At 72.3% G+C, this 13,056-nt stretch carries 13 protein-coding genes; 7 read left to right on the forward strand and 6 right to left on the reverse strand.

What is annotated here, in order from left to right; genetic code table 11:
* Positions 1-56 precede the first annotated feature (56 nt).
* From ctaE to QNH85_RS04755, 5 genes are all read left to right on the forward strand, one after another.
* Complete coding sequence (gene ctaE / locus QNH85_RS04735) at positions 57-704, forward strand: aa3-type cytochrome oxidase subunit III (RefSeq protein WP_428830362.1); 648 nt, start codon at positions 57-59, stop codon at positions 702-704.
* A 55-nt stretch (positions 705-759) separates the two neighbouring features.
* Entirely contained in the window at positions 760-1,563 is an 804-nt protein-coding gene (gene qcrC, locus QNH85_RS04740; protein WP_282945023.1) for a cytochrome bc1 complex diheme cytochrome c subunit, read from the forward strand.
* Positions 1,560-2,588, forward strand: coding sequence for a cytochrome bc1 complex Rieske iron-sulfur subunit (gene qcrA, locus QNH85_RS04745; RefSeq protein WP_282945024.1), 1,029 nt, complete (start codon positions 1,560-1,562; stop codon positions 2,586-2,588). Before qcrC ends, qcrA begins: the two co-directional genes overlap by 4 nt.
* Positions 2,585-4,327 carry a cytochrome bc1 complex cytochrome b subunit gene (gene qcrB, locus QNH85_RS04750; RefSeq protein ID WP_282945025.1) on the forward strand — a complete coding sequence of 581 codons (1,743 nt, stop codon included), beginning with the start codon at positions 2,585-2,587 and terminating at the stop codon, positions 4,325-4,327. Before qcrA ends, qcrB begins: the two co-directional genes overlap by 4 nt.
* A gap of 298 nt (positions 4,328-4,625) precedes the next feature.
* The gene (locus QNH85_RS04755) at positions 4,626-5,255 is read left to right on the forward strand and encodes a superoxide dismutase (RefSeq protein WP_282945026.1); all 630 of its coding nucleotides are present in this window, start codon (positions 4,626-4,628) and stop codon (positions 5,253-5,255) included.
* A gap of 96 nt (positions 5,256-5,351) precedes the next feature.
* Here QNH85_RS04755 and QNH85_RS04760 read toward each other — a convergent pair whose 3' ends face one another.
* The 3 genes from QNH85_RS04760 to ctaC form a co-directional block, all read right to left on the reverse strand.
* The gene (locus QNH85_RS04760) at positions 5,352-5,750 is read right to left on the reverse strand and encodes a cytochrome c oxidase subunit 4 (protein ID WP_213282953.1); all 399 of its coding nucleotides are present in this window, start codon (positions 5,748-5,750) and stop codon (positions 5,352-5,354) included.
* 68 nt (positions 5,751-5,818) lie between these two features.
* Entirely contained in the window at positions 5,819-7,636 is a 1,818-nt protein-coding gene (gene ctaD / locus QNH85_RS04765; protein ID WP_282945027.1) for an aa3-type cytochrome oxidase subunit I, read from the reverse strand.
* Positions 7,636-8,535 (reverse strand): aa3-type cytochrome oxidase subunit II, encoded by a 900-nt coding sequence (ctaC, locus tag QNH85_RS04770; protein ID WP_282945028.1) that lies wholly within the window; start codon positions 8,533-8,535, stop codon positions 7,636-7,638. Before ctaC ends, ctaD begins: the two co-directional genes overlap by 1 nt.
* A gap of 155 nt (positions 8,536-8,690) precedes the next feature.
* Here ctaC and QNH85_RS04775 point away from each other — a divergent pair, with 155 nt between their 5' ends.
* Complete coding sequence (locus tag QNH85_RS04775; RefSeq protein ID WP_282945029.1) at positions 8,691-9,884, forward strand: cysteine desulfurase family protein; 1,194 nt, start codon at positions 8,691-8,693, stop codon at positions 9,882-9,884.
* 90 nt (positions 9,885-9,974) lie between these two features.
* Here the strand turns inward: QNH85_RS04775 and erpA are convergent, their stop codons facing one another.
* The 3 genes from erpA to QNH85_RS04790 form a co-directional block, all read right to left on the reverse strand.
* Complete coding sequence (gene erpA, locus QNH85_RS04780; RefSeq protein WP_213282937.1) at positions 9,975-10,325, reverse strand: iron-sulfur cluster insertion protein ErpA; 351 nt, start codon at positions 10,323-10,325, stop codon at positions 9,975-9,977.
* 181 nt (positions 10,326-10,506) lie between these two features.
* Positions 10,507-10,956, reverse strand: coding sequence for a glycerate kinase (locus QNH85_RS04785; RefSeq protein ID WP_282945304.1), 450 nt, complete (start codon positions 10,954-10,956; stop codon positions 10,507-10,509).
* Between the two features lies 1 nt (position 10,957).
* Entirely contained in the window at positions 10,958-11,758 is an 801-nt protein-coding gene (locus QNH85_RS04790) for a glycerate kinase (protein ID WP_282945030.1), read from the reverse strand.
* Between the two features lie 75 nt (positions 11,759-11,833).
* Between QNH85_RS04790 and nadA the strand changes: the two genes are divergently transcribed.
* Positions 11,834-13,045, forward strand: a complete 1,212-nt coding sequence (gene nadA / locus QNH85_RS04795; protein WP_282945031.1) for a quinolinate synthase NadA — start codon at positions 11,834-11,836, stop codon at positions 13,043-13,045.
* Positions 13,046-13,056: the final 11 nt, after the last annotated feature.

Consider the following 13,056-nt stretch of genomic DNA (forward strand, 5'->3'; position numbering starts at 1 on the left):
GAAACCTCCCCGACGCTCTGGGACTTGTGACCCATGTGCGGAGGTTTTCGGCCATACTGACGTGCGTGACGACCGCAACGGCTGCCCCCGCCTCCGCTCCCCATGTGAGCGTCAACCGACCGAACCCCGTGTCGGTCGGGACGATCGTGTGGCTGGCCTCGGAGCTCATGTTCTTCGCGGGCCTCTTCGCCATGTACTTCACGCTCCGCGCCACGGTCACCGAGGAGTGGGCGGTCCAGACGGACAAGCTCAACATCACCTTCGCGGCGATCAACACCACGGTGCTGGTGCTGTCGTCGGTGACGTGCCAGATGGGCGTGTGGGCGGCGGAGCGGTTCCAGCCGGTGCGCTCCGGCGGCCTGCTGAACGTCAAGGGCTGGGGCATGAACGAGTGGATGACCCTGACCTACGTCATGGGTGCCTTCTTCATCGGCGGGCAGATCTTCGAGTACGCCGAGCTGGTGCACGAGGGCCTGACGATCTCGTCCAGCCCGTACGGCTCGGTGTTCTACCTCACGACGGGCTTCCACGGCCTGCACGTGGTCGGCGGCCTGCTCGCGTTCCTGTTCCTGATGGGCCGCTCGTTCACCTCCCGGCGGTTCGGCCACCACGAGGCCACGACCGCCATCGTCACGTCCTACTACTGGCACTTCGTCGACGTGGTCTGGATCGCGCTGTTCGCGACGATCTACCTGATCAAGTGACGACGCGCACCCCCCGCACCGACGCCCCCCGCACGCCCGAGACGAGGATCCATCCGTGAAGGCACTCGCCGCCCGCAGGCACCACCGGTTCGCCCCGGTGGTGCTGCTCCTGCTGGCGCTGCTGCTGACCGGTGCCGTGTACGCCATCGCCCAGCCCGCCAGCGCCGACGCGGCGCAGGCAGCGGCCGGCGAGGACGACATCGCCGCCGGCCAGAAGCTGTTCCAGGCCAACTGCGCCACCTGCCACGGCCCGTCCGCGGAGGGCCGTGTGGCCACCGACGGCGGCGCCGGCGGCCCCTCCCTCATCGGGGTGGGCGCCGCGGCCGTCGACTTCCAGGTCGGCACCGGCCGCATGCCCGCGCAGATGAACGGCGCGCAGATCCAGGCCAAGCCGGTCCAGTTCGACCAGGACCAGATCGACCAGCTCGCGGCCTACGTCGCCTCCCTCGGCGCGGGCCCCTCGGTTCCCACCGCGGAGCAGGTCGACCCCGAGCTCGGCGACGCCGCGAACGGCATGGCCCTGTTCCGCACGAACTGCGCCATGTGCCACAACGCGGTCGGCGCCGGCGGCGCCCTGTCCCAGGGCAAGTGGGCCCCGGCGCTGGACGACACCACCCCCACGCACATCTACGAGGCGATGCTCACCGGCCCGCAGTCGATGCCGGTGTTCAACGACGCGAACATCACCCCCGACGAGAAGCGCGACATCATCGCGTACCTCGACGACCAGCGGGAGGGCTCGCCCGGCGGCCTCACGCTCGGCTCGCTCGGCCCCGTCAGCGAGGGCCTGTGGGCCTGGGTGGTCGGCATCGGTCTGCTGATCGGCGCCTCGGTCTGGATCGGAGCCAAGTCCTCGTGAACTCGTCCCACGACCCCTCGACCGACCTCACGGCCCGGTCCGGCACCCCCGCGGTGCCGGAGCGGTTCGAGGACCCGGGCCTCGAGGGCCACCGCGCCCGCGTGGGCGACTCCGACCCGAAGGCGAACAAGCGCGCCGAGCGGCAGGTCGTCGCCCTGTTCACCCTGTCGATCCTCGGCGCGATCGGCGCCGTCGTGGCCTACGCCCTGGTCCCCCCGGGCGAGACCGTCGGCAGCATGCGGCTGTCCAACCTGCTGCTGGGCCTCGGGCTGTTCCTGTCGCTCGCCGGCATCGGCGCGGCGGCCGTGCACTGGGCCAAGGCGCTCATGAGCGACCACGAGCGCTCCGAGGACCGGCACCCGACCCGGACGTCCGACGCCACGCGCGTGAAGGCCGTCGAGGCCCTGCGCGAGGGCGTCAAGGACTCGTCGATCGGCCGCCGCGGCGTGCTCAAGGGCGCGATGGTCACCTCGCTGGCCCTGTTCCCGCTGGGCATCGCCGTGCCGCTGGTCGGCAACCTCGGCGGCGACTGGGACGTCTCCCGGTCCAAGCGCACCATGTGGAAGAAGGGCACCAAGCTCACGATCGACCCGAGCGGCCGGCCCATCAAGGCCGCCGACGTGACGATCGGCTCGGTGTTCCACGTCATCCCCGAGGGCCTCGAGGAGACGCCGCACCCGCTGGACGAGAAGGCCAAGGCCGTCGTCCTGCTGGTCCGGATGGACCCGCGTGACCTCAAGTCCGAGCAGGGCGAGGGCTGGTCGTACGACGGCATCATCGCCTTCTCGAAGATCTGCACGCACGTCGGCTGCCCCGTGGCGCTGTACGAGCAGCAGACCCACCACATCCTCTGCCCGTGCCACCAGTCGACCTTCGACGCCGCCGACGGCGCCAAGGTCGTCTTCGGCCCGGCGAAGCGGCCGCTGCCCCAGCTGCCCATCACCGTCGACGACGAGGGCTACCTCGTCGCCCAGGACGGCTTCAACCAGCCGATCGGCCCGTCCTTCTGGGAGCGCCTCACGTGAGCACCGTCGACTCCCCCAGCGCACCCCCCACGGGTGTCGCGCGCGCGGCGGCAGGGACCGCCGACTACCTGGACCAGCGCACCGGCATCGGTGGCGCGGTCAAGGAGTTCGCCCGCAAGATCTTCCCCGACCACTGGTCGTTCCTCCTGGGTGAGATCGCGCTGTACTCCTTCGTCGTGCTGCTGATCTCGGGCACGTTCCTCACCATGTTCTTCGTGCCCTCCATGACCGAGGTGCACTACGAGGGCCCCTGGGCCGCGATGAACGGCGTGCAGATGTCCGAGGCGTTCGCCTCGACGCTGCGCCTGTCGTTCGAGGTCCGCGGCGGTCTGCTCATGCGGCAGATCCACCACTGGGCGGCCCTGATCTTCATGGCGTCGATCGTCACGCACATGATGCGCGTGTTCTTCACCGGGGCGTTCCGCAAGCCGCGCGAGCTGAACTGGCTCGTCGGCTTCACGCTGATGATCCTGGGCCTGCTGGCCGGCTTCTCCGGCTACTCGCTCCCCGACGACGTGCTGTCCGGCAACGGCCTGCGCATCGCCGACGGCGTGGCCCGCGCGATCCCGATCGCCGGCTCGTACATCTCGCTCGGCCTGTTCGGCGGCGAGTTCCCGGGCACGGAGCTGATCCCCCGCCTGTTCACGGTGCACATCCTGCTGATCCCCGCGATCATCCTCGCGCTGATCGCCCTGCACCTGCTGTTCGTCGTGCTGCACAAGCACACGCAGTACCCGGGCTCGGGCCGGACCGACAAGAACGTCGTCGGCTACCCGCTGTTCCCGGTGTACGTGGCCAAGGCCGGCGGCTTCTTCTTCGTGGTGTTCGCCGTCATCGCCCTGATGGCCGCGACCATGACGATCAACCCCGTGTGGAACTACGGGCCCTTCGACCCGGGTGTCGTGTCCGCGGGCGCCCAGCCCGACTGGTACATGCTGTTCCTCGAGGGCGGCCTGCGGCTCATGCCGGGCTGGGAGTTCGTGATCGGCGAGTACACGGTCTCGATGAACATCCTGGTGCCGGGCGTGATCATCCCCGGGATCCTGTTCACGACGCTGGCGCTCTGGCCGTTCATCGAGGCGTTCGCCACGGGTGACGACCGCGAGCACCACGTGCTGGACCGCCCGCGCAACGCGCCGTTCCGCACCGCGTTCGGCGTCGCGTTCCTCACGGCGTTCATGGTCCTGGTGCTGGCGGGGTCGAACGACCTCATCGCCACGCACTTCCACCTGTCGATCAACGACATCACCTGGACGTTCCGGGTCCTGCTGTTCGTCGGCCCCGCGATCGCGTTCTGGCTCACGAAGCGCATCTGCTTCGCGCTGCAGCGCAAGGACCGCGAGCTGGTGCTCCACGGCCACGAGACCGGGCGCATCGTCCGGTTCGCGTCCGGCGAGTACATCGAGGTGCACAAGCCCCTCGACGCGCACGAGCGCTGGCTCCGCGTGCAGCACGAGCCGCGCCGCCCGCTCGAGATCGAGCCGGCGGAGGACGCCCGCGGCGTGCGTCGCAAGGGGTACCGCAAGGACGCCCTGCGCCAGCGCCTGTCCCGCGTGTTCTACGAGGACCGGGTCGAGCCCGTCACCCCCGCGGAGCTCGTCGCGGCGCAGTCGCACGGCGGGCACGACGCCCTCCCGGCCGCGCACGAGGAGCGCCACGAGGCGATCGGCGCCGGCGCGGGCAGCGCCCGCCACCTCGCCCCCGAGCAGGAGGACACCGAGGGCACGTCACGTCCCTGATCTGCGGAATCATCCGATCCACCCGGTCGTTGCACCGGGTGGGCGCGGACCGGAGAGCACCGACCACGCCCGGGTCACCGGCGGCCACGGCCGTCGGAGGCCCGGGCGTCGTCGTCCCTGCTCCCCCCGCGCCCGACCGCACCACGTCCCGCAGCAACCGGGCCTGCCGGCAGACCGGCACCCGCGCGGCGGACGTGGTACGACAGGAGCAGGCACGCACCGCCCCCGCGGGGCGTGCCTGTGAGCGAAGACGCCGTCGCGGCGCAAGAGCCGCGGCACGAAGCACCGAGAGGTACTGATGGCTGACTACACCCTGCCGGACCTGCCCTACGACTACGCCGCGCTCGAGCCGCACATCTCCGGCCGCATCATGGAGCTGCACCACGACAAGCACCACGCGACCTACGTCGCCGGCGCGAACACCGCGCTGGAGAAGCTCGCGGCCGCCCGGGAGTCCGGGGACTTCGGCGCCGTGGCCGGCCTGGAGAAGACGCTGGCGTTCAACCTCGGCGGCCACGTGAACCACTCGGTGTTCTGGGCGAACCTCTCCCCCGAGGGCGGCGACAAGCCCGTGGGCGAGCTCGCCGCGGCGATCGACGAGTTCTTCGGCTCGTTCGACAAGTTCCAGGCGCACTTCACGGCCAACGCGACGACCATCATGGGCTCCGGCTGGTCCGTCCTCGCGTGGGACTCCCTCGGCCAGAAGCTCGTCATCGTGCAGCTGTACGACCAGCAGGGCAACATCCCGCTGGGCCTCGTGCCGGTCGTCATGCTCGACATGTGGGAGCACGCGTTCTACCTCGACTACGTCAACGTCAAGGCGGACTACGTCAAGGCGTGGTGGAACGTCGTCAACTGGGCCGACGCGGCCGAGCGGTTCGCCCGCGCCCGCACGCAGACCGCCGGGCTGATCGTCCCGACCGTCTGACACCCGTCTGACGGCCTCTGCAGACGCACGAAGGGCCGGGCACCGTGTCGGTGCCCGGCCCTTCGCCGTCGGTCCCGTACGAGGCCGCGTGCGTGCTCAGTGCGCGTGCTGGCCGCGGGAGAACTCGAAGACCCAGCCCACCAGGCCGATGACGCCGAGCGCCACGCCGAGGTACAGCAGCCACCAGCCGATGGCCATGCCGAGGAAGGCCAGCGCCGCGGCGAACGCGATCGTGATCGGCCACCAGCTCCACGGGCTGAACACGCCCTGGTCGCCGGCGCCCTCCGCGATCAGCGCCTCCGGGTCGTCCTCCGGGCGCGGGTCGATGCGGCGGGCCACCAGCGCGAGGTAGCCGCCGATCATGCCGACCAGACCGCCCACCAGGGGGATGCCGACGGTGCCCACGGGCTCGCCGTCGCTCCACCAGGCGTAGAGCAGGCCGATCGGGATGAAGAACAGGACGCCGCCCAGGAACAGGTACGGCTCCACCTTCATCGCGTGCCGCGGGCGGGTGCTCGCGTCCCCCGTCACCGAGGGGCGGGCACCGGGCTCGTTGAGGCTGCTCATCGGGTGCGGCCCTCCTGGTCGTCACCATCGGTCGGACGGTCGTCGACGATCGTCGCCGCGGACTGCTCCGGCTCGCCGCCGCCGTTCTCCATGCGGTCGCGCGCCAGGCCCTGCTCGCCGGTGCGCTCGGACTCCCAGTCGAAGAACCCGGGCTCGGGCTCGACGTGGTCCATGGCGGCGACCTCGGGGTGGTGCAGGTCGAACGCCGGGCGCTCCGAGCGGATGCGCGGCAGCGACGTGAAGTTGTGCCGCGGCGGCGGGCAGGACGTCGCCCACTCCAGCGACTGGCCGAAGCCCCACGGGTCGTCCACCGTGACCTTGGGCGCGCGGCGCCAGGTGATGTAGACGTTCCACAGGAACGGCAGCGTGGAGATCGCGAGGATCATCGAGCCGATGGTCGACACCTGGTTCATCCAGGTGAAGCCGTCCTCCGGCGAGTAGTCGGCGTAGCGGCGGGGCATGCCCAGCGCGCCGAGCCAGTGCTGGATGAGGAACGTCATGTGGAAGCCGACGAACAGCAGCCAGAAGTGGATCTTGCCGAGGCGCTCGTTGAGCATCCGGCCGGTGAACTTGGGCCACCAGTAGTACATGCCGCCGAACATCATGAACACGACCGTGCCGAACACCACGTAGTGGAAGTGCGCCACCACGAAGTAGGTGTCCGTGACGTGCCAGTCGAGCGCCGGGCTCGACAGGATGATGCCCGTCAGACCGCCGAACAGGAACGTGGTGAGGAAGCCGATCGTCCAGAGCATCGGCGTCTCGAACGTGAGCTTGCCGCGCCACATCGTGCCGATCCAGTTGAAGAACTTCACACCGGTCGGGACGGCGATCAGCATCGTCATCAGCGAGAAGAACGGCAGCAGGACCGCGCCGGTCGCGTACATGTGGTGCGCCCACACCGTCACGGACAGCGCGGCGATCGCCACGGTCGCGTAGACGAGGCCCTTGTAGCCGAACACCGGCTTGCGGCTGAACACCGGCAGGATCTCCGTCGCGATGCCGAAGAACGGCAGGGCGATGATGTACACCTCGGGGTGCCCGAAGAACCAGAACAGGTGCTGCCAGAGGATGGCGCCCCCGTTCTCGGGGTTGAACACCTGGGCACCGAGCCGCCGGTCGGCACCGAGCGCGAACAGCGCGGCGGCCAGCGGCGGGAACGCCATCAGCACGAGCAGGCTCGTGATCAGGGTGTTCCAGGTGAAGATCGGCATCCGGAACATGGTCATGCCGGGCGCACGCATCGTGACGATCGTGGTGATGAAGTTGACCGCACCGAGGATCGTGCCGAAACCGGTCAGCGCGAGGCCGAAGACCCACAGGTCACCGCCGGCGCCCGGCGAGTAGACGGAGTTCGACAGCGGCGCGTACGCGAACCAGCCGAACGACGCCGCGCCCTGCGGGGTCAGGAAGCCGCCCGCGGCGATCAGGCCGCCGAACAGGTAGAGCCAGAACGAGAACGCGTTCAGCCGCGGGAACGCGACGTCGGGCGCGCCGATCTGCAGCGGCATGATGATGTTCGCGAACGCGCTGAACAGCGGCGTCGCGAACAGCAGCAGCATGATCGTGCCGTGCATCGTGAAGAGCTGGTTGTACTGCTCCTTGCTCTGCACGATCTGGATGCCGGGCTCGAAGAGCTCCGCGCGGATCAGCAGCGCCATGATGCCGCCGACGGCGAACCACGTGAACGCGGCGATCAGGTACATGTAGCCGATCGTCTTGTGGTCGGTCGACGTGACCCACTTGACGACGGTGCGGCCCAGGGTCTGCCGTCGCGGGGCGAGCCCCGGGACGAGCTCGACGGTGGCGGCCATCAGTTGCCTCCCTCTTCGCCCTCGGCGTCCGAGCCACCCTCACCGGTGACCCGCACGTCCTGCAGGCGGTTGTACTCGAGGCCCAGCTGACCTTCCTGGCCGGCGTCCCGGAGCTCCTCGATGTGCGCGTCGTACTCCTCGCGCGACACCACCTTCACGTTGAACAGCATCGACGAGTGCTCCTCGCCGCACAGCTCGGCGCACTTGCCGACGTACTCGCCCTCGACCTGCGGGATCACCTGGAACGTGTTCGTCCGCCCCGGGATCATGTCCTGCTTGTACAGGAACGCGGGCACCCAGAACGAGTGGATGACGTCACGGGCGTCGAGGCGGAACTCGACGCGCTCGTTGACGGGCAGGTACAGGGTCGGCTGCTCCGCGAGCACGCCGGTCTCCCCGACGGCCTGCGCGTGCTGGCCGGTGTCGTAGACGTCGTCGTCGACGTAGTTGAAGTCCCAGCTCCACTGCTTGCCGATCACCTGGACGGTGAGCTCGGGCTCCTCGGTGTGGTCCTGGATCGCCGTCATGTCGCGCGCCGTGTAGTAGAACAGCACGCCGACCATGATGATCGGCAGGATCACGTACATGATCTCGAGCGGCACGTGGTACCGGAGCTGCACGGGGAGCTGGTCGTCGTCCTTGCGCTTCCGGTACACCGCGACGCACCAGATGATCAGGCCCCACACCAGGATGCCGACCAGCAGGGCGGCCACCCAGGAGCCCACCCACAGGTTCGTGATGCGACCGGTCTGGTTCGTGATCTCGTTCTCGGAGTCGCCCGGGAGCCAGCCGCGCTGGACGTCGGGCGAGCATCCGGCGAGCGCGAGCGCGACGACGGTCGCGAGTCCCGCGACGGCCAGTCGGGTCCGCCTCGGGCGGCGGGGGGTCTGCGAGCGCACCGGGGGCCTTCCACTTCGGTCCCCGTCGCCCGCGACGCCTCCGGGCGTGCGTCGTCCGACAGGGAAGTCACCTAGGACCTATGTCCTCGATCGCGAGCAGCCTAGCGCGCTGGCCGCCTCGTCGTGGTCCGAGAACCGCGTTTCGGGCCCGTGAGATGACGGAGTGTCATCTGGATCACTGTCCTGGCAGGGACCGCCGTCTTCCGACGGCCCGGCGGGCAGCACGGGCGCGCGAGGCTTTCCTCGCCGCCCTGGACGAGGGCTGGGCCGACCCGCGCCGCCTGCACACCGAGGGCCGGCGCGCGCGGGCGCTGCTCGACGGTGCGCGCGAGGCGGTCGCCGCCCTGGTGGGCGCGCGGACCGAGGAGGTCGACTGGGCGCCCTCGCACACCGCCGCGCTGCACACCGCGGTGCTGACGGTCGCCCGGGGGCGGCGCCGCGTCGGCGGCTCGGTGGTCGTCCCGGAGGTCGAGCGGATGGCCGTGCTGGACGCGGCGGCCGCCGCCGGAGCCGTCGCCGGAGCCGTCGCGGGCGTGCCGGACGGCGGGCGCGTCACCGTGCCCGTGGGCACCGACGGCCGCGTCGACCTCGCGGCCCTCGAGGAGGCCGTGCGCCGGCCCGGGGTCGCCCTCGCCGCCGTCCAGCACGCCAACGGTGAGGTCGGGAGCCTCCAGCCGGTCGCCGAGGCGCACGCGGCCGCGCGGGCCGCCGGGGTGCCGCTGCTCGTGGACGCCGGCTCGTCGTTCGGGCACGTGCCCGTCGGCCCCGAGTGGGACGTGCTGGCGATCGACCCGGGGGACGTCGGGGCGCTGCCCGGGGCCACGGTGCTCGTCACCCGCGCCGGGGTGCGCCGCTCCCCCGTCCTGGCCGCCGGCGCCCTCGACGACGACCGCTGGTTCCCCGGCGGCGTCTCGGTCCCCGCCGCGCTGGCCGCCGCCGTCGCGCTGCAGGCTGCCGCCGCCCGGCTGCGCACCGGGCCCGACCCGCGCGCCGCGCTCGTCGACCGCGTCCGCGCGCGGGTCGCCGCCGAGGTGCCCGAGGTCGACGTCGTCGGTCCGCCCACCGGCCGGCTGCCGCACGTGCTGACGTTCTCCTGCCTGTACGTGGACGGCGAGGCCGTGGTCACCGCGCTGGACCGGGCCGGGTTCGCCGTCGCGTCCGGTTCCGCGTGCACGTCCGCCACCGAGCAGCCGAGCCACGTGCTGGCCGCGATGGGTGCGCTCACCGGGGGGAGCGTGCGCCTGTCGCTGCCGGTGGGGACGAGCGCAGCCGACGTCGAGCGGTTCTGCGACGTGCTGCCCGGGGTGGTCGTCGCGCTCCGGCGGGAGGCGGGGCTGGCGGACCTGTGACCGGGGCGAGCCCCGGACGCACGGGCCCGGACGCGCGAGAGCCCCGGACCGCGTGGTCCGGGGCTCTCGTCGGCCAGGCCGCGGGGCGGGTCAGCTGAACGAGCCGCCGCACGCGCAGCTGCTGCCGGCGTTCGGGTTGTCGATCGTGAAGCCCTGCTTCTCGATGGTGTCGGCGAAGTCGATCGTGGCGCCCTCGAGGTAGGGGACGCTCATCCGGTCGACGACGACCTCGACACCGTCGAAGTCACGCAGCGCGTCGCCGTCGAGGACGCGCTCGTCGAAGTAGAGCTGGTAGATCAGGCCCGAGCACCCGCCGGGCTGCACCGCGATGCGCAGGCGCAGGTCGTCGCGCCCCTCCTGCTCGAGCAGGGTGCGCACCTTGTCGGCCGCGACGTCGGTGAGCTGGACGCCGTGCGTCGCGGTCTCGGTGGTCTCGCTCATGGTGTCTCCTGACGGTGTCTCACATCGGTCGCCGGCGCGCGCTCGCGCGAGTGCCGGGGCGCGGTCACGTCGGGCACAACCGCGCTCCTCCGTGATCTGTTCCCAATGTACGCCCGCGGGCCCGGTGCACCACGGGACGCGCACGGGACCCGCACACCCCGCCCGTGCCGGGTCGTGGACGTCAGCGGGACCAGGTGCGGGCGATGCGCGGAAGCCGTTCGCGGAGGGCCACGGCGGGGTCGGTGCGCCAGCGGTCCTCGTCGCCGGGCCGCTCGACGACGCCGAACGCTCCCGCGAGCCCGGCCGCGCCCCAGTCGCGGCGCCCGGTCCGCAGCTGCGCGGCGACCGCGACGGCCGGCACGCCGAGCGGCAGGGCGGCCGCGGCGACGGCGGCGACCACGCCGTGCTCCAGCGCGGAGCCGTCGAGCACGCCCGTCCCGGTCACGACCAGGTCCGCCCCGGCGACCCGCGCGGCGAGGTCCACCGCGTCCGCGACCCACGCCGCCCCGTCGACCAGGCGGGCGCCGAGCAGCCCGAGCGCGAACGCCGCTCCCCGCCCGCCCCGGACCCCGGCACGAGGGCGGCGCGCGACCCGCGCCCGGGCCGGACCCGCGCCGGTCCCGCCGAGCAGGTCACGGCGCCGGGCGCCCGCCGCGGGTCGTCCGCTGCGGCGCCGCGGCGCGGACGAACGCCGCCACGGCGCGCTCGGCCTCCTGCGCCGCCGCGGCGTCGACCCGCCGGGACTCGGCGAGGTCGGCGGACACGCCGCCCAGCCCGAGCAGCGGCAGCTCGTGCGCGTGCAGCGCGACGAGGTCACGGCCGGCCAGGGCCTCCCGCAGACCGGCGACCGCGGCGAGGTCCCCCGGCGAGAGCGCGCCGGCCCGGCCGATCCCGCCGGCGGCGGACGCCGGGGCGGCCCCGAGCGCGGCGAGCAGACCGGCACCCGCGTCGTGCGCCACCGTGCGCCGCCCGCCGAGCCCGACGACCACCCGTCCGGCCCCGGTGTCGAGCGCCGCGGCCAGCAGCGTGCCGAGCCCCGCGGACGTCGTCGCCGTGACCGGCGCGGCCGCGGGGTCCGCGGCGCCCAGGGCCAGCGCCCCGTCGACCCACGCCGTGCGGGCGCCGGACGCCTCGCTCACCACCAGGACCGCCCCGGGCACGACGTCGCCGTGGGCGTCGGTCGTCGTCACGGAGAGCAGCTCGCCGCCGCGGACGGCGCGGATCGTGTCGAGCAGGCCAGGGCCGCCGTCGGACAGCGGCAGCGTCTCGAGCGTGTCGGCGGGTGCGGCGCCGCGCCAGCCGTCCACGACCGCGGCCACCGCCTCGGCCGCCGTCAGGGCCGGCCAGGGGTCGGCGACGGGCACGTCGCGCGGCGCGCCACGGCCGTCGTCCGGGCGCGCGTCGAACCGTCCGGGGGCCACCAGCACGTGCACGCCGCGATCCTCGCACGCGCCGTCCGCACCGCCGTCCTGGAGGTCCTGGTCAGCGCCCGGGGGCCCTGTGGGATGATGCCGCGCGTGAGTCTGCTCGCCCCCGCGACGTCGTTCGCGGAACCGCTGCCCTCCGCCCTCCTGCTGCTCGGCCAGGGCACCGACCTGGCGTCCGAGCGCGGCGTCGAGTGCGTCGGCGGCCTGCCCGCCGCCAGCGACCCCGACCTGGTGGAACGCGCCCGCGCCGCCCGCGCGGCGCTCGGCGACCGGGCGTTCGTGCTCGGCCACCACTACCAGCGCGACGAGGTCATCGACTTCGCGGACGTCACGGGCGACTCCTTCAAGCTCGCGCGCGAGGCCGCCGCCCGCCCCGACGCGGAGTACATCCTGTTCTGCGGGGTGCACTTCATGGCCGAGTCGGCGGACATCCTCACGTCCGACCGCCAGCAGGTCGTGCTGCCCGACATGGCCGCGGGCTGCTCGATGGCCGACATGGCCGCGATCGACCAGGTCGAGGACGCCTGGGACGTGCTGGTCGAGGCGGGGATCGCCGAGGACACCGTCCCGGTGACGTACATGAACTCCACGGCCGCGATCAAGGCGTTCACCGGCCGGCACGGCGGCACCGTCTGCACCTCCTCCAACGCGCACGTCGCCCTGCGCTGGGCGTTCGACCAGGTGGGCGGCGTCGACGGCCACGGCAAGGTCCTGTTCATGCCGGACCAGCACCTCGGGCGGAACACCGCGGTGCTGGCGCTGGGCATCCCGCTGGAGCAGTGCGTGGTGTTCGACCCGCGCCGCCCGAACGGCGGCCTCACCACCCAGCAGCTGCGCGACGCCCGGATGATCCTGTGGCGCGGGCACTGCTCGGTGCACGGACGGTTCTCCCCGCAGAACCTCGTCGACGTCCGCGCCGCCGTGCCGGACGTGACCGTGCTCGTGCACCCGGAGTGCCGGCACGAGGTCGTCACGGGCGCCGACATGGTCGGGTCGACGGAGTACATCATCCAGGCGCTCGACGCCGCCCCGGCCGGGTCCTCCTGGGCGATCGGCACGGAGCTGAACCTGGTCCGCCGCCTGGCCGCCGCGCACCCGGACAAGCAGATCAGCTACCTCGACTCGACCGTGTGCTTCTGCTCGACCATGAACCGCATCGACCTCCCGCACCTGGTGTGGGCGATGGAGTCGCTGCGGGACGGGCGGGTCGTGAACCGGATCGTCGTCGACGCGGACGACGCGCACTGGGCGCGCGTCGCGCTCGACCAGATGCTGGCGCTGCCGGGGTACTGACGCCCCGGGGC

The organism is Cellulomonas endometrii, assembly GCF_949769265.1.
GTDB classification, from domain to species: Bacteria; Actinomycetota; Actinomycetes; order Actinomycetales; family Cellulomonadaceae; genus Cellulomonas; species Cellulomonas endometrii.

Coding starts and splice junctions, on each gene's coding strand:
- QNH85_RS04755 (WP_282945026.1), top strand. CDS start 4,626: ATGGCTGACTACACCCTGCCGGACCTGCCCTACGACTACGCCGCGCTC.
- QNH85_RS04760 (WP_213282953.1), bottom strand. CDS start 5,750: ATGAAGGTGGAGCCGTACCTGTTCCTGGGCGGCGTCCTGTTCTTCATC.
- QNH85_RS04775 (WP_282945029.1), top strand. CDS start 8,691: ATGACGGAGTGTCATCTGGATCACTGTCCTGGCAGGGACCGCCGTCTT.
- erpA (WP_213282937.1), bottom strand. CDS start 10,325: ATGAGCGAGACCACCGAGACCGCGACGCACGGCGTCCAGCTCACCGAC.
- ctaD (WP_282945027.1), bottom strand. CDS start 7,636: ATGGCCGCCACCGTCGAGCTCGTCCCGGGGCTCGCCCCGCGACGGCAG.
- nadA (WP_282945031.1), top strand. CDS start 11,834: ATGCCGCGCGTGAGTCTGCTCGCCCCCGCGACGTCGTTCGCGGAACCG.